The organism is Lichenicola sp. (genome assembly GCF_965198575.1).
Taxonomy (GTDB): domain Bacteria; phylum Pseudomonadota; class Alphaproteobacteria; order Acetobacterales; family Acetobacteraceae; genus Lichenicola.
Window position 1 is genome coordinate 1,301,116 of record NZ_OZ240671.1, and the last position, 21,098, is coordinate 1,322,213.

General features: G+C 70.1%; 21 protein-coding genes. 12 read left to right on the forward strand and 9 right to left on the reverse strand.

Annotated features, from left to right (window positions below; translation table 11 throughout):
• The first annotated feature begins 53 nt into the window (after window positions 1–53).
• Window positions 54–281, forward strand: coding sequence for a rod-binding protein (locus ACOEQ2_RS06140; RefSeq protein ID WP_419730497.1), 228 nt, complete (start codon window positions 54–56; stop codon window positions 279–281).
• Window positions 278–670 (forward strand): hypothetical protein, encoded by a 393-nt coding sequence (locus ACOEQ2_RS06145; protein ID WP_419730498.1) that lies wholly within the window; start codon window positions 278–280, stop codon window positions 668–670. Before ACOEQ2_RS06140 ends, ACOEQ2_RS06145 begins: the two co-directional genes overlap by 4 nt.
• A 107-nt stretch (window positions 671–777) precedes the next feature.
• Here ACOEQ2_RS06145 and ACOEQ2_RS06150 read toward each other — a convergent pair whose 3' ends face one another.
• The gene (locus tag ACOEQ2_RS06150) at window positions 778–969 is read right to left on the reverse strand and encodes a hypothetical protein (protein WP_419730499.1); all 192 of its coding nucleotides are present in this window, start codon (window positions 967–969) and stop codon (window positions 778–780) included.
• 34 nt (window positions 970–1,003) lie between these two features.
• On the opposite strand from ACOEQ2_RS06150, the gene ACOEQ2_RS06155 reads away from it, so the two are divergent.
• The 3 genes from ACOEQ2_RS06155 to ACOEQ2_RS06165 all read left to right on the forward strand — a co-directional run bounded on the left by ACOEQ2_RS06155 (window position 1,004) and on the right by ACOEQ2_RS06165 (window position 4,660).
• Window positions 1,004–2,062, forward strand: coding sequence for a hypothetical protein (locus ACOEQ2_RS06155; RefSeq protein WP_419730500.1), 1,059 nt, complete (start codon window positions 1,004–1,006; stop codon window positions 2,060–2,062).
• A gap of 424 nt (window positions 2,063–2,486) precedes the next feature.
• Window positions 2,487–3,608, forward strand: a complete 1,122-nt coding sequence (gene mtnA, locus ACOEQ2_RS06160) for an S-methyl-5-thioribose-1-phosphate isomerase (protein ID WP_419730501.1) — start codon at window positions 2,487–2,489, stop codon at window positions 3,606–3,608.
• Between the two features lie 122 nt (window positions 3,609–3,730).
• Entirely contained in the window at window positions 3,731–4,660 is a 930-nt protein-coding gene (locus tag ACOEQ2_RS06165; protein WP_419730502.1) for a DUF2272 domain-containing protein, read from the forward strand.
• 35 nt (window positions 4,661–4,695) lie between these two features.
• Here ACOEQ2_RS06165 and ACOEQ2_RS06170 read toward each other — a convergent pair whose 3' ends face one another.
• Genes ACOEQ2_RS06170 through ACOEQ2_RS06180 form a run of 3 tightly spaced genes read right to left on the reverse strand, consistent with a single transcriptional unit; the run spans window position 4,696 to window position 7,480 of the window.
• Window positions 4,696–5,106, reverse strand: coding sequence for a rhodanese-like domain-containing protein (locus ACOEQ2_RS06170; RefSeq protein WP_419730503.1), 411 nt, complete (start codon window positions 5,104–5,106; stop codon window positions 4,696–4,698).
• 59 nt (window positions 5,107–5,165) lie between these two features.
• The gene (locus ACOEQ2_RS06175; protein ID WP_419730504.1) at window positions 5,166–6,674 is read right to left on the reverse strand and encodes an MFS transporter; all 1,509 of its coding nucleotides are present in this window, start codon (window positions 6,672–6,674) and stop codon (window positions 5,166–5,168) included.
• A gap of 8 nt (window positions 6,675–6,682) precedes the next feature.
• A complete protein-coding gene (locus tag ACOEQ2_RS06180) occupies window positions 6,683–7,480 on the reverse strand; it encodes a PRC-barrel domain-containing protein (RefSeq protein WP_419730505.1) in 798 nt (265 codons plus the stop codon).
• 333 nt (window positions 7,481–7,813) lie between these two features.
• Here ACOEQ2_RS06180 and ACOEQ2_RS06185 point away from each other — a divergent pair, with 333 nt between their 5' ends.
• From ACOEQ2_RS06185 to ACOEQ2_RS06200, 4 genes are all read left to right on the forward strand, one after another.
• Complete coding sequence (locus tag ACOEQ2_RS06185; protein ID WP_419730506.1) at window positions 7,814–8,584, forward strand: SDR family oxidoreductase; 771 nt, start codon at window positions 7,814–7,816, stop codon at window positions 8,582–8,584.
• A 78-nt stretch (window positions 8,585–8,662) separates the two neighbouring features.
• On the forward strand, window positions 8,663–9,382 hold the full coding sequence (locus ACOEQ2_RS06190; protein WP_419730507.1) for a response regulator: 720 nt from the start codon (window positions 8,663–8,665) through the stop codon (window positions 9,380–9,382).
• Window positions 9,383–9,392: 10 nt separating this feature from the next.
• Complete coding sequence (locus ACOEQ2_RS06195) at window positions 9,393–10,961, forward strand: ATP-binding protein (RefSeq protein ID WP_419730508.1); 1,569 nt, start codon at window positions 9,393–9,395, stop codon at window positions 10,959–10,961.
• 227 nt (window positions 10,962–11,188) lie between these two features.
• Window positions 11,189–11,764, forward strand: a complete 576-nt coding sequence (locus ACOEQ2_RS06200; RefSeq protein ID WP_419730509.1) for a YqaA family protein — start codon at window positions 11,189–11,191, stop codon at window positions 11,762–11,764.
• 16 nt (window positions 11,765–11,780) lie between these two features.
• Here the strand turns inward: ACOEQ2_RS06200 and ACOEQ2_RS06205 are convergent, their stop codons facing one another.
• From ACOEQ2_RS06205 to ACOEQ2_RS06215, 3 genes are all read right to left on the reverse strand, one after another.
• Window positions 11,781–12,182 (reverse strand): hypothetical protein, encoded by a 402-nt coding sequence (locus ACOEQ2_RS06205; protein WP_419730510.1) that lies wholly within the window; start codon window positions 12,180–12,182, stop codon window positions 11,781–11,783.
• Window positions 12,183–12,255: 73 nt separating this feature from the next.
• The gene (locus tag ACOEQ2_RS06210) at window positions 12,256–13,134 is read right to left on the reverse strand and encodes a 4-(cytidine 5'-diphospho)-2-C-methyl-D-erythritol kinase (protein ID WP_419730511.1); all 879 of its coding nucleotides are present in this window, start codon (window positions 13,132–13,134) and stop codon (window positions 12,256–12,258) included.
• 1 nt (window position 13,135) lies between these two features.
• Complete coding sequence (locus tag ACOEQ2_RS06215; RefSeq protein WP_419730512.1) at window positions 13,136–15,016, reverse strand: tetratricopeptide repeat protein; 1,881 nt, start codon at window positions 15,014–15,016, stop codon at window positions 13,136–13,138.
• Between ACOEQ2_RS06215 and ACOEQ2_RS06220 the strand changes: the two genes are divergently transcribed.
• Window positions 15,015–15,923 carry a uracil-DNA glycosylase gene (locus ACOEQ2_RS06220; RefSeq protein WP_419730513.1) on the forward strand — a complete coding sequence of 303 codons (909 nt, stop codon included), beginning with the start codon at window positions 15,015–15,017 and terminating at the stop codon, window positions 15,921–15,923. The genes ACOEQ2_RS06215 and ACOEQ2_RS06220 overlap by 2 nt on opposite strands.
• 109 nt (window positions 15,924–16,032) lie before the next feature.
• Complete coding sequence (locus ACOEQ2_RS06225) at window positions 16,033–17,946, forward strand: lytic transglycosylase domain-containing protein (RefSeq protein ID WP_419730514.1); 1,914 nt, start codon at window positions 16,033–16,035, stop codon at window positions 17,944–17,946.
• A gap of 58 nt (window positions 17,947–18,004) precedes the next feature.
• On the opposite strand, the gene ACOEQ2_RS06230 is transcribed toward ACOEQ2_RS06225, so the two are convergent.
• Window positions 18,005–19,294 carry a hemolysin family protein gene (locus ACOEQ2_RS06230; protein WP_419730515.1) on the reverse strand — a complete coding sequence of 430 codons (1,290 nt, stop codon included), beginning with the start codon at window positions 19,292–19,294 and terminating at the stop codon, window positions 18,005–18,007.
• A gap of 73 nt (window positions 19,295–19,367) precedes the next feature.
• Between ACOEQ2_RS06230 and ACOEQ2_RS06235 the strand changes: the two genes are divergently transcribed.
• Window positions 19,368–19,874, forward strand: coding sequence for a M23 family metallopeptidase (locus ACOEQ2_RS06235; protein WP_419730516.1), 507 nt, complete (start codon window positions 19,368–19,370; stop codon window positions 19,872–19,874).
• Between the two features lie 69 nt (window positions 19,875–19,943).
• Here ACOEQ2_RS06235 and ACOEQ2_RS06240 read toward each other — a convergent pair whose 3' ends face one another.
• Window positions 19,944–21,098, reverse strand: a complete 1,155-nt coding sequence (locus ACOEQ2_RS06240; RefSeq protein WP_419730517.1) for a type III PLP-dependent enzyme — start codon at window positions 21,096–21,098, stop codon at window positions 19,944–19,946.

Sequence of the window (21,098 nt, forward strand, 5' to 3'; positions counted from 1 at the left end):
GCGTGACGCTTCCAGCCAGCAAACCCGCCGCCGCACCCATCGATCAGAAAGTCATGAAGGCGGCGACGGATTTCGAGGCCATGACGATCGGCCAGATGCTCGAGCCGATGTTCGCGACCGTCGACACGGCGAAGGGGCTGCTCGGCGGCGGCACCGGCGAGGAGAACTTCAAGCCGATGCTGATCACTGAAATGGCCAAGCAGGTCGAGCAGCATGGCGGTCTCGGACTGGCGAACAGCATCTATGCCCAGATGCTCAAGATGCAGGAGAAGCACCGGTGAGAAACGATCTGCGACAGGCAGCGGAGCGCCTGGCGGCAGCTCTCGACCGCGAGAACCAGATACTGGTCGCTCTCGATTTCGGCGCCGTTGCCGAGCTCCTGCAGGAGAAGCGTGCCTCGCTCGATGTCCTCCGCGCACTCGTGCCGGATGCCGAAACCCTCGCACTCGATCCGCAGGATGAGACTGCCCGGGAGCTGGCGAAGCGCCTCCAATCGCTCGCCGCCACCAACAAGCATCTTCTCGAACACGCTATCGATGTACAGAACCGGGTCATGGCGGTGCTGGCGAGTGCCGCGCGCCAACTGCAGGTGCCGCGCGGCTACGGCGCCCGCGGCAATCGCGCGGTGGTGACGGCAGGACAAGCCTATGCCGTGCTCGTGCGCGCCTGACGCCGTATCGCCCGCCAACCCACATTACGAAAGAAGCCGGACCAACCCGAAGGTTGACCCGGCTCCTTTGCAGCCACTGATCAGGCGGGCAGCCTGGAGCGGTCGGACTACTCCTCGCCCGCGTCCGCTTCGTGCGTCTCGTGAACGAACGAATTGCCGGCGTGATCCTCGGCCGACGGCGTCGCCGACGCTATCGGCGTTTCGGCTGCAGGCTTCCGGCCGCGACGCACCGGCGTCGCTGGATCGCGAAGCTGCTCCGCCGCAGCGCGACGGGTTGCGGCATTCGGAGACCGGCGCATCTTCACCGCGGCCTCGCTGCGTGAGCTGGCAGGCTTGCGCGACGTCGCGGTGTGCGTCGCCTCGTCATGCGCGGTCGACGCAGTGCCACGTGCAGCGCCGGTCCTGCGGCTTCCGCTGCTCGCAAGGGATTTCGATGCCGCCGGCCGGGTCGCCGAGGCCTTCGTAGTACGCGGCGTCGTGCCTTTTGCGGCGGTCGTGCGCGTTGCGGACGCAGCCGGTCGACGACCCGTACGCGCGGTGCTGGCAGCCTTTGTCGTCCGCGCAGTCGCCGGCTTTGCGCGTGCGGTCGTTGCGGACTTCGAGGCGCGGCCGGTCGCGGTCGCCTTGGCAGCGCGACCCGGACTCTTGCGCGCGGTGGCGGTTGCCTTCGCCCGGGTTGCAGCAGGACGCGACGATGCCGGACGAGTGGCACTGGTGCGAGTGGAAGTGGAGCGCGCCGATGTCGCGCGGCTCGAGGTCGTGCGTGTCGTCGCGCGCCCGGTTCCGGTCGTCGACCTGGTGGCTGCGGTCCGTTTTGCCGGAGCCGCGGCCTTGCCACGCGTGGTCTTCACGGCCGCCGTCTTGCTGGCCGTGCGCGTCCCAGGCTTGGCGCGTGTCGCCGGCGCGCGCGTGGCTTTCGAAACGGTTTTCGCCCCGGCCCTGGCACCGGTCTTCGCTCCGGTCCTGCTGCCGGCCGTTGCAGCCTTTGCAACGCGTGGCGCCTTCGCCGCCGGCTTGCCAGCCTTCGCGCCAGCCTTCGTGCCAACCTTTGCGCCCGACTTCACGCTAGACTTCGCGCCAGCCTTCACGCCAGCTTTCGTGCCGACGTTTTTCGCCGCTGCCGAACGCGCGCCGGCAGTGGCACCGCTGCGCGTGGTTCGCGCCGTCGTGCCTCGGGCACTTGTCCCGGCTGTACGCCGCCCGCCTGCGCGCACGGCCATCGCGCGCGTACGCGGGCCGTCCGACTCGTTCTCGGTGCTCATGGTCTGGATCCTCTATTGTTTGCTTCGAAATGTTGGGGCGTTCGCACGCTGGCCGTGTTCGTCCGGCGCAGGCAGGATGGAGACGGGATGTCGCGACTGCTGCACGACATCCGGCCAGACTTGCCAATGATCCGCCCGGCACTCGTCATCAGTTATGGTCACCAGCGTGTGGCGTCGCCCGTCATTCAGGCTCGATAATGCGAATCACGACTCGGACTCGCATGATCACCCATGCTCTTCCTAAACTCGCGTGCATCTGTCAATTGAAAGCAACCATTACAGGAAAGTTCCGGAGTTCCTGAACCGCTCCGGTTGCCACTTGAGCCGGGCCATCGGGGTGGCCCATGCCGGATGAAGCCATCGATCCTGACAGGCTCTGGTGCTTTCGGAGAGATCCGGTCCGGTGGGGGGGCGGCGGCAATTGCTGCCACTCCGCACGCTGAACGGGTTTTGAACCGGTGGCCGGTGCCTCCGCCGGCGGAAGCTGCTACGAGCCTCCTCCCGAACACCATATTCGACACAGCGTTTCTGTTCCGGCCGGAGTTGCTCCCGACATGAAGATCAACGGCGTCGCCTACCGCAGTGTCTGGGTGGATCCCGATGACGGCTTTTCAGTGCACGTCTTCGACCAGACGAAGTTGCCGTGGGCTCTCGACGTGCTCCGCTTCACCGAGATCGACCAGGTGGCAGCCGCGATCGTCAGCATGCAGGTGCGTGGCGCACCATTGATCGGTGCCGTGGCGGCGTACGGACTGGCGCTCGCGTTGCGCGTCGACAGCAGCAGCGACGCCATGGAACGCGATGCCGCCAGGCTCGCCTCGACCCGACCGACGGCGATCAATCTGCGCTGGGCGATCGAACGCATGCTGACCAGGCTTCGCAACACGCTGCCCGTCGATCGCGTGCGCATCGCATACGAGGAGGCCGGCCTGATCTGCGACGAGGACGCCGCACAGAACGAGGCGATCGGTCGGCACGGGCTGCAACTGATCGAGCAGATCGCCACCACCAAGCGCGCGGCCGGCGGCGACCATACGGTGAACCTGTTGACCCACTGCAACGCCGGCTGGATCGCGACCGTCGATTGGGGCACCGCACTCGCCCCGATCTACATGGCGCACGATGCCGGCATCGACGTGCATGTCTGGGTCGACGAGACCAGGCCGCGCAACCAGGGTGCCGCACTCACCGCGTGGGAGCTCGGTAGTCACGGCGTCGGCCACACGGTGATATCGGACAATGCCGGCGGCCATCTGATGCAGCGCGGCGATGTCGACATGGTGATCGTCGGCACCGACCGCGTGACCCGGCAAGGCGACGTCGCCAACAAGATCGGCACCTATCTGAAGGCGCTTGCGGCGCACGACAATTCGATTCCGTTCTGGGTGGCGCTGCCCTCCACGACGATCGACTGGACCGTCACCGACGGCCTCTCCGAGATCCCGATCGAGCAGCGCGGGCAGGACGAGGTCACCCACATCACCGGTCGCGCCGACGATGGAACGGTGACGCGCGTGCAACTCACCCCGGACGCCAGCGACGCTGCGAACCCCGCCTTCGACGTCACGCCGGCGCGCCTCGTCAGCGGCCTGATCACCGAGCGCGGACGCTGCGACGCCTCGACCGAAGGCCTTGCAAGCCTGTTCCCCGAGCACGCCGGACCGCGCCGCAGTTGATCAATGTCCGGGACATCGAGGGATCGCAGGCGCATCGGCCTGCGTTGGTTGGTGGGCGCGCGAGACGCGAACGGCACGGCGACTGCGGAGAGAAGATGCCAAGCGGAAACGGATACCCGAGCATGACACCGCATGGCACCGGGTCGCGCAGCACGTCGCCGAGCCTGCTCTGCATTCCGCTCGCCGGACTGCTCGCACTCGGATTGGGCGCCTGCGCCGATACCGCCACGTCGCATCCGCCGACCCCGACGCCGGCGCACACGCCGGTTGCGCAATATCGCACGTCGCAGGGCCCGTCCGGAGCCGACGACCACGTGCCCGACTTCGCGACCCGCAGTTTCGCCCCGTTCAATCGGCAGGATGCGATCGCGATCGCGCTGCGCGAATGGCGCCTGTTCGGGCAACCGGTGGACGACGACGATCCCGAGTTGCGACCGGAACCGAGCTCCACGGCCGTGAAGCCGGAACGCCTTCCCGGCCTGTGGGAGCGGGTCGGCGAATACTGGTGGATCGGCCAGGATCCGTACGAGAGCGAGGTCGACTGGACCGGCAAGCACGACAGCAATGGCCAGCCGTTCGACTTCACCCACGACGCGCATTACGCCTGGTCGGCCGCCTTCATCTCCTACGTGATGCGGGTCTCCGGCGCCGGAGACCGTTTCCCGTACGCACCGAACCACTCCACCTACATCAATGCCGCCGCGTCCGGCTCCAGCACCGGCCTGCGCGCCCAGGATCCGGCAACGTACGCACCCGGTCCCGGCGACCTGATCTGCGCCGGACGCAGCACCTCGCGATCGGTGCGCTATGCGAACCTGCCGACCGCCTACGCCTTCCCCGCCCATTGCGGGATCGTCGTCGCGAAAGGTCCGCAACAGATCAGCATCATCGGCGGTAACGTCGATGATGCGGTCACCCTGACGCACGTCCCGGTGAGCCCGACCGGCACCATTTCCGGCCCGGACGGCAACTCGCTCGACAGTCGCTATCCGTGGTGCGTCGTGCTGCAGGTGCTCTACGACGCCGACGCGGACCCGGCGCAGAACGACTGAAGCCAAACCGGCCGGAGTGCTGCCGGCCGGCCGCTTCAGCGCTGCCGCCAGGGCAGCGCGTCCGCCTTCCAGCCGGCGACATTGCCGCGATGCCCGTCTGCGTCCGGCGGACCCTCGAAGCCGTCATTCACGTTGAACACGGTGTGGTAGCCGGCCTGTTCCGCCGTCTCCGCCGCAGCCAGGCTGCGGGCGCCGCTGCGGCAGATGAAATAGACGGCGTGCTGGCGCGTCACCCCGCTGGCGCCGAGCTGCTCGACGAAATTGTGGTTGGGCGCGCCGCTCGGGAACGCCTGCCACTGCACCAGCAGCACCCGCTTGCCGATCGGCGACAGGTCGGGCAGCCCGACATAGGTCCATTCCGCATCGGTCCGCACATCGACCAGCACCGCGTCCGGGTTATCGGTCAGCGCCTGGAACGCCTGCGGCGGCGCCACATCCTCGACCATGATCGCACTCCTTTATGTCCTGGATGCCGAAGGTGCGGCGTGCCGCGCGAAAGCACAATTCAGCCCACCTTGGGTCCAGACCTGACCGCCCAGCCGAACAGGAAGCCGCCAACTCCGCGACTCGCAGCCGCTTCCTTGGCCACATCCGGATCCGGCATCCCGGTCTCGCGGAACAGCAGCAGCACCGACAGCACGCACGCCAGGCCGGCGCCGGCCAGCACCAGGAACCCGGCCTGCAACGACCAGTCCGCGACGAAGCCGGCCAGCGTCGTGCTGAGGCTGGCGCCGATGCCCATCGCCAGGCCGAGCAGCCCCATGCACAGGTTGAAGCGGCCGGTGCCACGGCTGAGATCGGCCGCAACCAGCGGCAGCATGACGCCGAACGCCGCCGAGCTGACGGCATCCAGCAGCTGCACCGCGATCGTCATCGTCGGCGAGGTCGAGATCGCCAGCAGCAGGCCGCGGATCGGCAGTGCCGCGAACGCCACCAGCATGATCGGCCGGCGTCCGTAGATGCCGGCCCAGCGACCGATCCGCGGCGACAGCATCGCGCCGAGCAGCTGCGGCACCAGGATGCAGGCGGCGATCACCAGCTCGGCGAGGTGGCCGGCCTCGCGCGTCACCTGGCCGGCCGCAAGCGGCAGCATCGCCGCGTTCGACAGGTGGAAGAAGATCACGCACGCGGCGAAACCGAACAGCCGCCGGTCCCGCAGCAGCACGCCGATCCCCTGTGTTCCGCCCGAGCCTGCGGCGCGACCTTTCGCCCGCCTGACGGAGAGCGTCGGCATACGGGGTTGCGCCGGCTCGATGGCACGCAGCGCGAGCAGGCCCGGTAGCGCCAGTGCCGCTCCGAGAAAGAAGGTGGCGCGCGCCGACACCCAGTATCCGACCCCGCCCATCAGGCCCGCCGCCATGGCATTGCCGATCGAGGCGAAGCTCGAGTTGCGGCCGAAGCGTTCGCCCAGTGCGGCGTGTCCGGCGGCTTTTTCCGCCGCATCTGTGCTGCGGTCGCGCGGGCTCCTCGAGGTGGTATGGGCCGCCACCAGCGAGAGGGTGATGGCCGCGATCGCCGGGTTCAGCATGCAGCTCGCGAAACCGTGCAGCACCTCCGCCGCGGTCACCGGGAGCCGCTCGGGCAATATTGCCAGGATCAGGCATGACGCCACGATCGCCAGGATCGACCACATCGCCGCGAGCTGCTTGTTGCCCAGCATGTCGACGAATGCGCCAGCCGGCACCTGGCTGGCCATGGCCGTCACCGATCCGACTGTCAGCACCAGCCCGATCTGGCCCTGCGTCCAATGCTCGCTGGTCAGATAGACGGCAATGAACGGCCCGAATGCGGTCTGCAGGTTGGCCACGAAGAAATTCAGCCAGTCGAGCCCATGCTGGCTGCGTCGGCCGATCGGCGGTGCGACCGTACCGCCGGCAGCGTCCGGCTCCGCCGGCGGATCGACCGCGTCGGTAGGGTCCGGCCGATCGGTCCGGGCACGCCGATCCGACACGGTGGCGGTCCCGGTGCCGATCTCGTCGGCCGGCTCCGCCGGTTCCGGGATCTCGCTCTCCACCGGCGGTCTCAGGGCTGACCGTCTGCCCGGGGGGGCACGCCGCGCCCGGTCGTCTTCGGCGGCGGGGCTGCATGCGGGTGCTCCGGCACGCCCGCCGCATCGCCAGCGAGGCCGCCTGCCACCGCGGGCGCCGGACCCGTGTCAGCAGCGTGCGGAGGCGCCGGCTCGGAGGGCGGTGGTGTCACCGGCGGCGTGGGTGCCAGCGTGATAGGGGGCAGCGTGGTGTTGGGAAGCGTGGCAAGGGGCGGCGTGGTGTTGGGCAGCGTGGCGCCAGTGGCGGTGGGCGCCGCGTCCGGCGACGCCTGGCCAGGAGCCGCGTCCTTCTTGACCGGTGGCTTGGCCGCCGGCACGGCTGCCGGAGCCTGGGTGCCGATCACCACGGTGACCATCCCGTTCTCCTCCGCGGCGGGTGCCGACTTGACCTGCGCCTCGGTCAGCGAAACCCGGATCGGATCGGTGCCGGCCGGCTTGACGATGTCGAACAGCGCCCAGGCGACGGCGATCTTGCGGTTGCCGACGCCCATGAAGCCGCCGACATCGAGCTCGAGTGCCGCCGGCTTGCCGTCATCGCCGACCAGCACGTCGATCACCCGCCCGACCTCGGTGTCCTGCACGCCGCGCACGCTCCGGTCGAGCAGGCTGCCCAGCTTGAGCTTCGCCGTGCGCAGGCTGAGCATGGCCGGCTCCGGCGCCGGCTTCTGCGGCGGATGCTGAGCGATGTCCCGGGCGATTGCCTCGGCCCTGTCGAGCGCCGCCTCCGGGGCAGCCGGAGCCGGTGCAGCCACCGGGACGGGGGCCACGGCCACCGGCGCAGGAGCCGGCACGGGGGGTGCAGCCCCAGCTGGAGCCCCAACCGGAGCAGCAGTTTGTGATGCCGGAGCCGGAGCCGGAGCCGGAGCCGCGGGGGCGGGCGGCGCGGGTGTGGTGTCCACAGCCAATGCCGGCGACACGCAACCGAGCGCCATCGACACCGTCAAGGCGAGGCCCCTGGGGCATGGTCGGCTGGAGCGGGTATCGGCCATCGTCTCTCCCTCGGCGGCCCGACGTAGGCCCCCCTTCGTCACCGGCATCCCGACGCTGCCGCCGACGTTCTACCGCCCGGGCCGGCAGGTCGGCCGCGCGGACCAGCAGGGAACATAGTGGCACACCACCCGGAATCGCACGATCAGGCGACGGACCGTATCGCCCTGGTCACCGGCTCGGCGCACGGCATCGGTGCCGCCATCACGGCACGACTGCTGCGCGACGGCTGGATCGTGTACGGCCTCGACCGCGAACCGCAACCCGCAACAGCGCCGCCCGTGCAGGACGCCGACCGGTTCCATCCGATCCTGGCGGACGTGGCGCACGCGTCGGATGTCCAGGGCGCCTGCGCACGGATCGAGCGGGAACGCGGTCGGCTGCACGCACTCGTCAGCAATGCCGGCATCATGATCCGCAAGCCAGTGGAGTCGCTCACCCTCGAGGAGTGGAACCAGGTGCTGGCCACCAACCTCACCAGCCTGTTCCTGCTCGCCCGCTTCTGTGCGCCATTGCTGCGTTCGGGTGCCGAGGACAACCCGGCCGGCGCCGCCATCGTGTCGATCGCCTCGACCCGGGCGCACATGTCGGAGCCCGACACCGAGAGCTACGCCGCGACCAAGGGCGGGCTGGTGGCGCTGACCCATGCGCTGGCCGTGAGCCTCGGGCCGCAGATCCGGGCGAACTGCATCAGCCCCGGCTGGATCGACGTCGCCGGCGAGGCGCTGGACCCCGCGGACCATGCCCAGCATCCGGCCGGGCGTGTCGGCGTGCCTGACGACATCGCAGGCCTGGCCACCTGGCTGCTCGGGCCGGAAAGCGGCTTCGTCACCGGCGCCGAGTTCGTCAGCGACGGCGGCATGACCCGGAAGATGATCTATCGCGCGTAGCGGCCGACCGGTCAGGGTGTGCAACCAATTGAAACGACCTCTGCCGCTCGGGCAGGTGGCAGTATAGCTTGAGCGGACATGGAACAGCTCCCGCACATCCTCATCGTCGATGACGACCGCGAGATCCGCGACCTCCTGGCGCGTTTCCTCGAACGCAACCGCTTCCGCGTCACCGCCGCGCGCGATGGCCGCGAGGCCCGCCGCGCCTGGGCCAACGGCCATTACCAGCTGGTGGTGCTCGACCTGATGCTGCCCGGCGAGAGCGGCCTCGACCTCGCCCGCTGGATGCGCAGCCAGGGCAACGTGCCGATCATCATGCTGACCGCGATGGGTGACGAGACCGACCGCATCATCGGCCTGGAGCTCGGCGCCGACGACTACCTGCCCAAGCCGTTCAATCCGCGCGAGCTGATGGCCCGGATGCGCGCCGTCATGCGCCGCACCACCGAGCGCGAGGAGCGCAAGGTCGATGGCGAGTCGCGGGTATTGCGTTTTGCCGGCTGGACGCTCGAGCCGATGCGCCGCCGCCTGCTCAACCCCGACGGGGCCGAGGTGCCGCTGACCGGTGGCGAGTACGAGTTGCTGGTCGCACTGCTCGATCGTGCCAACCGGGTGCTGACCCGCGACATGCTGCTCGACCTGCTGCGGGGTCGCCAGGCCGGGCCGTTCGACCGGGCGATCGACGTCGCCATCTCCCGGCTGCGTCGCAAGCTCGAGGATGACGGCCGCAACGCCCAGGTGATCAAGACCGTGCGCGGCGGCGGCTACGTCCTGGCCGCCGACGTCGAGAGGGTCTGAACCGCCGCCTATGAGCTTCAGCCGTTTCCGGATCCTGCCGCGGAGCCTGGCGGCGCGCACCGCCCTGGTGCTGCTGGCCGGCCTCATCGTGGTGCAGACCGTCGGGCTCGCCATCCACGCTCTCGACCGGCTGGATTTCGCGCGCCTGAACGACGAGCGCGAGATCGGCGGCCAGGTCGCGACGATCTACCGCACCATCGCCGAGACCGACCCGCCGGTGCGCGAGGCCGAGCTGCAGAAGCTGCGGCTGCCCTCCGGTTTCCATGCATTCGTGAGCACCAACCCGATCATCGGGCAACTGCGTCCGGCCGAAGGCGGCAATGTCGGCCGGCTGCGGCGCCACCTGCAATTCATGCCGATCGCGTCGCGGCTGCGCCCGCTGCAGATCGTGATCGCCAACAACACCCCGGGTGGGGACGCAAGCCGGAGCGCGATTCCACCACGACCAACAAGTCCATCCGGCGGACCGCCCGCCGATCCCGGAGCCACGTGGCGGCCGCTTCGCCAGCCCGGGAGCCAGCAGGGACGGTTCGACGGCCGGTCGGGGGGACCATCTGGCGGGTTCGGCGACGGACCGCCGCTGGGTGGCCGCGGACCCGAGTTTCCCGGACCGCCCCCCGGCCAGGGACGCCGGTTCGCCATCGCGATGCAGTTCCCGGACGACCAGCGCTGGCTGACCGTCCGCTTCGTGATGCCGTTCCCCGACCCGTTCCTGTCGCCGACGCTGCCGGTGGCGTTCCTGGTCATGACCATCGCCGCCGGGCTGCTCAGCGTATGGGCGGTGCGACGCCTGACCGCACCGTTGCGGACCCTGGCGATCGCCGCCGAGAAGCTCGGGCGCGACGTCAATGCCGACCCGCTGCCGGAAAACGGCCCCACCGAGGTCGCCACCGCCGCGATCGCCTTCAACACCATGGCCAGCCGCATCCGCCGCTTCGTGACCGATCGCACCCTGCTGCTGACGGCGATCGGGCACGACCTGCGCACGCCGATCACCAGGCTGAAGCTGCGCGCCGAGTTCATCGACGACGAGGAGCTGCAGGCCAAGTTCCTGGCCGATCTGGACGAGCTCGAGGCGATGGTGTCGGCGACCCTGGCATTCGGGCGTGACAGCGCCAACCGCGAGCCGATGGTGTCGCTGGATCTGCGCTCGCTGCTGCAGACGGTGCTCGACGACGCCGTCGATGGCCGGCCGCAGGCGGTCGATCGGGTTGGATTCGCCTCGCCGCCGCCATCGGTGACGCTGCAGGCGCGGCCGCTAGCTTTGAAACGCGCGCTGGCCAACCTGGTCGGCAACGCGCTGGCCTATGCCGGCGGCGTGCAGGTGACGTTGCGACCGCCTGCCGACGGCCACGTCACGGTGCTGTTCGAGGATGACGGGCCGGGGATCGCGGCGGAGGAGCTCGACCGGGTGTTCGAGCCGTTCGTCCGCATCGAAACCAGCCGCAACCGCGAGACCGGCGGCACCGGGCTCGGACTGTCGATCGCCCGCAACATCGTCCGCGGCCAGGGCGGCGACATCACCCTCGCCAACCGCGCGCCGCATGGCCTCCGCGCCACCGTAACCCTCGTCGCCTGAGGGACCGTTCGAGACTGCGCCGTGCCGGCGATCCGACACGCCCGTTCGTGCTGGCCTAGGCTCACGGCCCGACGGACGCGCCGGCCATGCCGCATAGAGCCGGCACTCTCCCTCGGCGCAGCACACTCTCGAACGGTCTCTGCACGAGCGTGCTCCAGCGGCCGGGCTCTTTCCGAAACCGTCCCGAACCGCTAACCCCCACGGCTCATCCGACCGGACCACATCGCATGCTCAAGCGCCTGTACGAGCGCACCCTTGCCCTCGCCGCCACGCCGGCGGCACCGTTCTGGCTGGCGGCGGTGGCTGTGGCCGAAGGCAGCTTCTTTCCGGTGCCGCCGGACCTGCTGCTGATCCCGATGGTGCTGGCGCGGCGCGATCGGGCCTGGATCCTGGCCGCGATCTGCACGCTGGCGAGCCTGTGCGGCGGCACCATCGGCTGGCTGATCGGTGCCGAGATGATCCGGCTGGCAACCCGGCTGATCCATTTCTACCACGCCGAGCATGCGCTCGCGGTCTACCGGCTGCGGTTCGCGCAATACGGCTTCATCGTGATCCTGCTGAAGGGCCTGACGCCGATCCCCTACAAGATCATCGCCATCGCCGCCGGAGCCGCGCATTACAGCCTGCCGCTGTTCCTGGTCGCCAGCCTGATCACCCGCGGCTTCCGCTTCTTCCTGGTGGCCGGGCTGCTGCACCAGTTCGGCGCGCCGATCCAGGATTTCATCGAGCGCCGGCTCACCCTCCTGGCGTTGGCAACGGCGGTCCTGATCGTCATCGGCGCGGTGCTGGCCCTGCGGCTGTAGCCGCCGCCAGGGCGCCCTAGCTCGGCTTGCCCGGCGCCCGCTCGCTGCTATGGACCATGCCCATATGCACCGTGAGTGCGCGCACCACCTTCTCGATATCCGCCGGTGGCAGCACGAACCCGACCGGGCCGAATGCCGGATGCTGGAAGGCGATGATCGAGCCCTCGGTCAGCGCCTCCGGCTGCACCGTCCACTTGGTCTTGTAGATCGGCGTGAACGACGCGCCCTCCATCGGCGGCACCGCGCGCTTGTCCTGCATCGCCGCCCGCGCCTGGCCGAGAGTGGCGATCAGCTGGCTGATCTGCTCGAGCGTCAGCGGGATCTCGCCATCCATGCCGCTCTCGGGGAGCAGCTTCAGGGTCGCCAGCCGACGGTCGTCGGAAACCGCCACCTGCATTCGTGCCGCACGCACGTTCATATGGTTCTCCTGCTGCGCTGCGAAATCGTCCCACCCTACAGGATCAGTTCCACGACTGGCCATGAACCCTTTGTCAGGTCGCGAGAGGATCCGATCGGAGCATTGCGCCACCCCAGACCCACCAGCCGGCGACCCGGTCCAGCACCCGCGCCGCATCGCGTGCCGCCTGCTCGTGCGCGAACAGGCCGAAGCAGGTGGCACCGGATCCGCTCATGCGCGACAGCAGGCAACCCGGCTGGGCAGCGATCGCGGACAGCACGTCGGCGATCGGCGGGCACAGCACCACCGCCGTCGCCTCGAGATCGTTGGACAGCCGGCCGAGATCGGCTGCCATGGCGGCCGCGTCCAGCCATCGCGGCGGCATTTCCGCGGGCGCCCGGTAACCCGGCGGCCGCGCCCGGAACACCGCGGGCGTCGAGACCGCCAGCCCGCAATTCACCAGCACCATGAAGCACTCCGGCAAGTCCGGTGCCGGTTGCAGCACCTCGCCGATCCCCCCCATCAGCGCCGGTCGCTGCTCCACGCAGACCGGCACGTCGGCGCCGAGTGCTGCCGCCAGGTCCAGCAGCCGGGACGCATCGGACCGGGTGTTCCAGAACCGCCGCAGCAGTCGCAACGCCGCCGCCGCATCGGCCGAACCGCCGCCGATCCCGGACGCCACCGGCAGCTGCTTCCGCAACCGGAGCGAGGCACCTTCCGGCGTCCCGGCCTGCTCCTGCAGCAACCGGGCGGCGCGGATCACCAGGTTGTCCGACGCCGCCTCACCGGCCAGGCCGCCGGCGAAACGCCCCTCAAGCTCGAGCGACAGCCCGGCACCCGGCTGCGCCGACAGCACGTCATGGGCGCCAGCGAACACCACCAGGCTGTCGAGCAGGTGGTAGCCGTCCTCCCGCCGCCCGACGACGTGCAGGTGCAGATTGATCTTGGCGTGCGCGCGCTCGACGAGCTCCATGTCAGCGCGACGATCCAGCCGGCGCCACCACCGGCGCGGGTGCGGGATGCGCCTCGGACAGCACCACCGCCGCCTTGCGCAAGGCCTCGCGGATTTTCGCCGCATCTTCCGGCTCCGGATGCAGCACCAGCGCCCAGCGCCACTGATCCTCCGCCTCGATGGTGCGGCCCGCCGCCCAGTATGCGGCACCCAGGTGGTAGTTCACGGTCGGATCCTCGGGGATCTGCTCGGCCGCCCGCTCCAGCGTATGCACCGCACCGCGCACGTCGTCCTGGCGCAGCATCGCCCAGCCGAGGCTGTCGCGGATCGACCCGTCATCCGGCTTGCTGTCGAGCGCCCGCTGGATCAGCACCCGCGCGTGCTTCAGGTCCTGGTTCCGCTCGACCAGGCTGTAGCCGAGGTAATTCAGCACGTACGGCTCGCTCGGCGAGAGCGTCAGCGCGTGCTCCAGATCGGCCTCGGCCCGCGGCCACTGGTTCTGCCGGTCGAACGCCACCGCCCGCGAGAACAGCAGCTGCCAGTCGTTGCCCGACAGCGAACCGGCGCCGCCCGGTCGGGAACCGGCGCCAGACGTGCCTGCATTGAGGGCCTGGCGGTCGGCGATCGCCGCATCGTAGGCGGTCACCGCGGGGCCGTAGAGCTTGCTGTCCGACAGCACGTCGCCGAGCGATTGCGCCGGCTCGGGACGCTTCGGGAACGCCCGCACCAGCGCCTCCAGCCGCTGCCGGCTCTCCGCCTGCCGACCGACCACGGCCAGCAGCGTGGCCTGCCGCAGCTGCACCAGCGGCAGCAGCGGATCGTTGGAAGCCACGCCGGACAGCACCGCGAGTGCAGCCTCCGGGTGCGTCGGGGCCAGCTGTTCGGCCATCATCAGCCGGGCGGCGCCGAGGTCAGGTTGCAGGTCGAGCGCGAACCGCAGGATGAAGCTGGTCGCCTCCTTGGCCCCCGGCCCCTGGTCCTGCAGCACCGCGGCGATCGCCAGGTAGGCCCGCGCCATGCCTTGCCTCGCGGTCGTCACCACCGGGGTGGACAGCGACGCGACCAGCCCCGGCTCGACCATGCCGAGCACCGGGATGTCCTGGGCCAGCTCGTGGATCAGCGCCTGCGCATCCTGCGGATGGCCATGTCGCGTCAGGAAGCTGCCGAGTGTTTGCGCCAGCGCCAGGTTCGACGAGGGGAACAGCGCCTGGGCGGTCCGGTAGAGGTTGGATGCGTTCTCGGACCGCCCGGCCAGGTCGGCGATCATCGCCGCCTGCAGCGCACACGCCCCGGCCAGTGGCCCGCCGCTCGGCACCGCCGCCAGGGTGGCGAGCGCCTGGTCGGTCTGCCCCGCACCCTGCTGCGACCAGGCCACCAGCAGCGGCCGGATCGCGTCGTTCAGCGGCGACGGCGGCAGGCTGGTGAAATCGCGCACCGCCCCGTCCCAGTGGTCGTGCAGGGCCGCATCGTCGGCCAGCACCAGCTGCGCGATCAGCATGGGCTCGACCCGCGCGGCGAGCTGCGGCGCCTGCGGAAGCCCGGCGAGCGCCGAGAACAGGAACGCCGGCTGCAGCAGCATCGGCGCGTCCGGATCATGCGCCAGCGCGTCGATCAGCAGGTCGGCCGCAACCCCGCTATCACCGAGATGACCGGCGACCGTGCCGGCGAGATAGGCGCCGAGCGCCTGTTCGGGCCGGTGCGCTCCAGCCGGCAGCGCGTCCGGCGGGACAGCCGGGTCGGCCGCCTTCCTCGCCGGACTGGTCCCCGCAGCCGAACCAGCCTGGGCAGCCGGAGCCTGGTCCGTGGTCGGCGTCGGCTGGGCCAGCACCGGACGCGGATCCGCCACCGACAGAAGCATGGAGCCGGAGAACAGGGCGGCGCGCGCGACGACTTGGAGTTGCATGATGCGACACGCTAGCCTGAGCAGGCACCCGCGCCAACAGAACAGGCTCGGGGGAGGGCCGCAGCTCGCGGGGGCCAAGGAGTTCGGTTTGGACGCGCTGGCGATGCTGAGGCTGCAGATCGAGTGGGGTGCCGACGAGGCGCTCGATCCGCACCCGGTCGATCGGCGGCGCGGGCTCCCGGCCTCGCCGGCGCCGCGGGCCGAGCCGCCATCGCAAGCCGGTGCACAGGCTCCGGCACCCTCCCCGGTCCCCAGGCCGGCGGCCGTCACGGCTGGCCGGGGTGGTCAGGCCCAGGCAGCACGAGAGGCCGCCGCATCGGCCACGGATCTCCCGGGCCTTCGCGCCGCGATCACCGGCTTCGATGGGTGCGGCCTGCGCGACACCGCGACCCACCTGGTGTTCGCCGAGGGGGACGCGGCGGCCGGGCTGGTCATCGTCGGCGAGGTACCCGATGCGGAAGAGGATCGCGCCGGGCACCCGTTCGCCGGCCGGCCGGGACTGCTGCTGGACCGCATGCTGGAGAGCATCGGCCTGGATCGCCACCGGCTGCTGCTGGTGCCGCTGATCCCCTGGCGGCCCCCGGGGGACCGGCGGCCGAGCGATTTCGAGATCGCGACATGCCTGCCGTTCCTGGAGCGGCTGCTGGTTCTGGCCGCCCCCGGACGCATGATTCTGATGGGCAGCCGCCCGGCCAAGCTGCTGGGCGCCAGCACGATCCGCAGCAACGCCGGCTGGCAGAGCCTCGAGATCGATGGCCGGCCGACGCCCACGCTCGCGATGCGCCATCCGTCCTACCTGCTGAGCCACCCGATGGCGCGCCGGGACAGCTGGGCCGACCTGCTGTTGCTGCGCCGGACGCTGGATGCGGAGCCCGAACGCGCTCCGGCGCCTGTCACAGCCTCGTGACCGGTTTGGCGGAAATCCGCCGTTCCTGACCACCCCCGGACGGCTTCGGCAACGAGTTCCGCTCGTCGAGGTTGCGCCGGCGGTCCTGCGGGCCTACAGCCCCCCGGCCATGCGCGGGTTATTCAGTCACCCCCCATTGGCGGCTCGGGCCTTTCTGGCCGGTGCCGCCCTGCTGGCAGGAGCCGCAACCGCACCCGTGCGCGCGCAGACCCCTGCACAGCGATCCGGCTCCCCTGCTTCTGCGGAAGAAACGGCCATGGCGGTGCCGCGGCTTTCGCTCCACGGCGCAGGCGGCGACGGCGTCGTCATGCTGCCGCACCCGCTCGATGCCGGCGCCAGCGCCCGTGTCCGGCGCATCTTCGCGTTGCAGCGACGAGGCGACATCCCCGCCGCCATCGCCGAAACCGCTCAGCTCACCGACGACACCCTGCTCGGCGACATCCTCGCCGACCGCTATCTCGGCGACACCGCCACGGCCCGCCCGAGCGAGCTTCGCCTGTGGCTCAAGCGCTACGCCGATCTCCCCGATGCCCCGGCGATCTACAAGCTGCTGGCCAGTGTCAGCCCGCATGGAGCCAAGCCTCTTCCGGCGCCCGACACGGCGACGCTCGGCACCGAATCGCCGGCCGCCCCGCTGCCAGAGGAAGAGGATCCGGCCCGCAGCGCCTTTACCCGCAACGAGACCCTCGACCACGCGGTGCAGGATCGTCTCGCCAAGGGCCCGCTCGGCGCCGGCAGCGCGCTCAGGCTGATCGCCGCCACCCGGCAAATCGACCCGCTCTACGCATCGCAACTCCGGGCCGAGGTGGCCCTCAGCCTGTTCACCGACGGGCAGGACGAGCTCGCGCTGCTGACCGGCCAGATCGCCTTCGCCGCCTCCGACAACCGGATCGGCCTCGCCGGGTATGTGTCCGGGCTGGCCGCCTGGCGAAGCGGACGCCTCGACGTGGCGGAAACCCTGTTCGAGGCCGCCTCCCACGCCCCGCTGACCCCGGCCAGCGTGCGTGCCGGAGCGGCGTTCTGGGCAGCGCGGGCGCATCTCCGGCTCGGCGATGCGACCGCCTACCGGCCCTGGCTGCAGCGTGCCGCGGCGGCACCGGGCACCTTCTATGGCATGCTGGCCCGGCAACGGCTCGGCGAAGCGGGCCAAGGCCCGCTGCGACTGGTCAGCCTGAGCGGCATGGCCGAGCCCCAACCTGGGAACGAGATCGGGTCCGGACGGGCCACCCTGTCCGAGATCGACGTCGATGCGGTGGCAGCGACCCCCGCCGGTCGTCGTGCCTTCGCCCTGCTGCAGGTGGATGAGCCGGCCCGTGCCGAGGCCACGCTGCGCCGGCTCTGGCCCAGCGTGCAGAACGACATGGCGCTGTGCCGCTCGATCCAGCTGGTCTCGGAAGCCGCCGGGCTCACCACCCTGTCGTCGCAGCTTGCCGGGATCCTGCAGAGCCGCGACGGCCAGCCGCGCGACGAGGCCCGTTTCCCGGTGCCCAGGCTGTCGCCGCATCATGGGTTCACGGTCAATCCGGCGCTGGTCTATGCCCTGACCCGCCTCGAATCCAACTTCGACCCGACCGCCGTGTCCGGTGCCGGCGCGCACGGGCTGATGCAGATCATGCCGGTCACCGCCGGTTTCGTGCTGGGCGAGCCCGGCCGCTTCAGCGACAGTCTCGCATCGCTACAGAACCCCGCGCTCAATCTCGAGATCGGCCAGCGCTACCTCGCCTACCTGTCGAACCAGAACGGCGTGAATGGCGACCTGGTCAGGCTGCTGGCCAGCTACAATGCGGGGCCCGGTGCGGTCGGACGATGGGCCGGCGCCACCGGCGACACCTCGGACCCGCTGCTGTTCATCGAGAGCCTGCCATCCGACGAGACGCGGAATTATGTCCGCCGCGCCTTCACCTACCTGTGGGTGTACGCCGATCGCCTCGACCTGCCCGCACCGTCACTGGTCGCCCTCGCCACCGGCGCCTGGCCGAAATTCGCCGACGAGGAAGCCCTGCGTCCAGGCCTGCTGCACTGAGTGCTGCCGGGCGCGTCTGGATCGGCAGCGGGCCGCCCTTGGGCCCGGGACGGCAGCGCTAGTTCTCCGCCAGCGCCTGGCGGCTGGCGCGGACCTTGTGGACGCGGCGGCCATCCATCTCCAGCACCTCGAACAGCCAGCCGGAGAACGCGATCTTGTCGCCGAAGGCCGGCACTCGACGCAGCAGCGCCAGGATCAGCCCGCCCAGCGTGTGGTAGCTGCCCTCCGCCGGCAGGTCGACCAGCCCCAGCCGGTCCTTGATCTCGTCGGCGGGTGAGGCGCCGTCTAGCATCAGCACGCCGTCGGCCTCGATCTGGCTCTCCGGCAGAGCCCCCGCCTCCTGCTGCTCGCCGACGATCGCCTCGAACACGTCGGCGGCCGTCACCACGCCCTCGAAGCTGCCGTACTCGTCGAGCACCAGCACCATGCCGAGCGGATGGGAACGCAGCTGCTCCAGCACGTCGAAGGCGTTGATCGTGTCGGGCACCACCACCGGCTGCCGCATCACCGCCGCCACCGACAGCGCGCCGCCATCCAGCAGCAGGTCGAGCACGTCCTTGGCCAGGATCAGCCCCACGGGATTGTCGATATCCCCGTCACAGACCACCACCCGGGTGTGGCCGGAGCTCTTGATGAACGCGCGCAGGGTCGCCGGATCGGCGTGCCGCTCGATCCACACCAGCTCGTTGCGGGGGGTCATGATCGCCCGCACCGGCCGGTCGGCCAGCCGGAGCAGCCGCTCGATCATGTTGCGCTCCTCGACCTCGAGCACGCCGGCCTGGGCGCCCTCCGCGAGCAGCGCCTTCAGCTCCTCCTCGGTGACCGTCTGGCGGCCCATCGCACTGACACCCGCCAGCCGCAGCACCAGCGCGGAGGACCGCCGCAGCAGCCACACCACCGGTGCCGCCACCCGAGCCAGGACCAGCAGCAGGAGCGACAGCCGGGCGGCGATCAGCTCGGGATGGCGCAACGCCAGCTGCTTCGGCACCAGCTCGCCCAGCACCAGCATCAGCGCGGTGATGACGATCACGCACAGCGTCAGCGCCAGCTCATGCGCGATCGGCGCCAGCACATGGATGCGAGCCAGCTTCGGCGCCAGGGCGGCGGCGATGCTGGCGCCGCCGAAGGTGCCCTCCAGGATGCTGACCAAGGTGATGCCGACCTGCACCGTCGGCAGGAAGCTCTGCGGATCCTCGGCCAGCAGCCGGGCCCGCATTGCGCCCGGAACACCACGCCGCACCAGCACAGCGAGCCGCGCCCGCCGTACCGAGATCAACGCGAGCTCCCCCATGGCGAACACGCCGTTCAGGGCCACGAGCAGCAGGATCACGATCATCGAGAGAATCATGCAGCCATGGTAGCGCAAGCGCGCGCCGCCGGCCTCACCTGACCTGCGCCGAACCGATGGGACGGTCCTGCCGATGAAAGTCCTGCTTTGCCTTGTCGCCCTGATTGCCGGCGGGATCGTCTGCAGGAGCGCCGCTGCTGCCGCCCCCGCAGCCGCCGCGCCGGCGACACTGCACTTCCCCTCCCCGGTCGCGAGCCGCTGCTACAGTTCGCCGTTCGGATGGCGACACCAGGTCGGACCGATGGCGCCGGCCGGCTTCCATAACGGCATCGACCTGCCGGCCCCGGCTGGAGGGGTGGTTCGCGCGCCCGCCGCCGGCACGGTCAGTCGCATCAAGCGCATGGGGATCGGGGGATTACAGGTCTATGTGAGCCACCCAGGCGGGCTGACCACGCTCTACGCGCATCTCGGCAGCGTGGTGCCGGCGCTGGCTGAGGGCCAAACTCACCTCGCCGCTGGTGACCCGATCGGCCGGATCGGACGCACCGGGGTCACCTACGGCACCCACCTGTTCTTTGCGGTATTTGCCGGCGGCCGGGCGATCGATCCGAACCTGCTGCTCGGCCTGCCGCCATGCTGAGCGCATCATCCGATCGACCTTGCTTATCGACTGGATGAAGATGCTCGCCTGAACACCAGGCCCGACCTCTCAGATGTAGTGCTCGGCCAGCGGCGCGAAGCCGTTGAAGCGAGTCGAGCAGTATGTCGACACGTAGGCGCCGGTGGAGAGCAGCTCCACCCGCTCGCCGGTCGCGAGATCGAGCGGCAACCGGTAGTTGCTGCGCTCGTACAGGATGTCGGCACCGTCACAGGTCGGGCCGGCGATCGCCACCGGGCCCAGCGTCGAGCCGTCATGCGGCGTGCGGATGTTATACTTGATGCTCTCGCCCTCGGTCTCGGCGAGCCCGCCGAAGCGACCGATATCGAGATACACCCAGCGCAGCGACTCCTGGCCGTCGTCGCGCACCGCACCCGGCAGCGCACGGCGGCTTACCAGAACGACCTCGGAGCTCACCACCCCGGCATCGCCGACGATGAAGCGGCCCGGCTCGACGATCATCTCCGGCAGCGCGTTGCCGAAATGACGGGTCATCGCGCGGCCGATCGCGTTGGCGAACTGGTCGATCTCCGGCACGTCGTCGCGGTAGCGGGTCGGAAAACCGCCGCCGAGATTGACCATGCGGATATCAAGCCCGGCCGCTGCCAGATCGGTGAACAGCATCGCCGCGCGGCCGATCGCCGCCTCGTAGGACGCGGTGTCGGTCTGCTGGCTGCCGACATGGAACGACAGCCCGTACGGGTCCAGCCCGAGGTCCCGGGCACGCAGCATGAGGCTGCGGGCGTGCTCGACCGAGGTACCGAACTTGCGCGACAGCGGCCAGTCGGCGCCGGCGTTCTCGACCAGCAGCCGGCAATACACCCGTGCACCCGGGGCATGTGCCGCCAGCTTGTCGAGCTCCTCGTCGCAGTCGAAGGCGAACATGTTGACGCCAGCCGCATAGGCGCTGGTGATCGCGCTCACCTTCTTGATGGTGTTGCCGAACGAGATCGCCGAGGCGTCGGCGCCGGCCTCGAGGCACATGCCGATCTCTTCCCAGCTCGCCGCATCGAAGCAGGAGCCGAGCGAGACCAGCCGCTGCAACACCGGGAGTGCCGGGTTGGCCTTCACCGCGTAGTAGATCCGGGCCAGCGGCAGGGCGGCCTCGAGCTCGCAGTAGCGCAGCTCGACCTGATCGACATCGACCACCAGGCACGGCGTGGCTGGCGCGTGATCAGCCAGAAACGAGGCGATTTTGGGGGTCAT

Coding starts and splice junctions, on each gene's coding strand:
- ACOEQ2_RS06165 (WP_419730502.1), top strand. CDS start 3,731: ATGACACCGCATGGCACCGGGTCGCGCAGCACGTCGCCGAGCCTGCTC.
- ACOEQ2_RS06230 (WP_419730515.1), bottom strand. CDS start 19,294: ATGATTCTCTCGATGATCGTGATCCTGCTGCTCGTGGCCCTGAACGGC.
- ACOEQ2_RS06220 (WP_419730513.1), top strand. CDS start 15,015: ATGATGCGACACGCTAGCCTGAGCAGGCACCCGCGCCAACAGAACAGG.
- ACOEQ2_RS06190 (WP_419730507.1), top strand. CDS start 8,663: ATGGAACAGCTCCCGCACATCCTCATCGTCGATGACGACCGCGAGATC.
- ACOEQ2_RS06195 (WP_419730508.1), top strand. CDS start 9,393: ATGAGCTTCAGCCGTTTCCGGATCCTGCCGCGGAGCCTGGCGGCGCGC.
- ACOEQ2_RS06210 (WP_419730511.1), bottom strand. CDS start 13,134: ATGGAGCTCGTCGAGCGCGCGCACGCCAAGATCAATCTGCACCTGCAC.
- ACOEQ2_RS06140 (WP_419730497.1), top strand. CDS start 54: ATGAAGGCGGCGACGGATTTCGAGGCCATGACGATCGGCCAGATGCTC.
- ACOEQ2_RS06150 (WP_419730499.1), bottom strand. CDS start 969: ATGCGCCGGTCTCCGAATGCCGCAACCCGTCGCGCTGCGGCGGAGCAG.
- mtnA (WP_419730501.1), top strand. CDS start 2,487: ATGAAGATCAACGGCGTCGCCTACCGCAGTGTCTGGGTGGATCCCGAT.
- ACOEQ2_RS06170 (WP_419730503.1), bottom strand. CDS start 5,106: ATGGTCGAGGATGTGGCGCCGCCGCAGGCGTTCCAGGCGCTGACCGAT.
- ACOEQ2_RS06240 (WP_419730517.1), bottom strand. CDS start 21,098: ATGACCCCCAAAATCGCCTCGTTTCTGGCTGATCACGCGCCAGCCACG.
- ACOEQ2_RS06225 (WP_419730514.1), top strand. CDS start 16,033: ATGCGCGGGTTATTCAGTCACCCCCCATTGGCGGCTCGGGCCTTTCTG.
- ACOEQ2_RS06205 (WP_419730510.1), bottom strand. CDS start 12,182: ATGAACGTGCGTGCGGCACGAATGCAGGTGGCGGTTTCCGACGACCGT.
- ACOEQ2_RS06200 (WP_419730509.1), top strand. CDS start 11,189: ATGCTCAAGCGCCTGTACGAGCGCACCCTTGCCCTCGCCGCCACGCCG.
- ACOEQ2_RS06235 (WP_419730516.1), top strand. CDS start 19,368: ATGAAAGTCCTGCTTTGCCTTGTCGCCCTGATTGCCGGCGGGATCGTC.
- ACOEQ2_RS06215 (WP_419730512.1), bottom strand. CDS start 15,016: ATGCAACTCCAAGTCGTCGCGCGCGCCGCCCTGTTCTCCGGCTCCATG.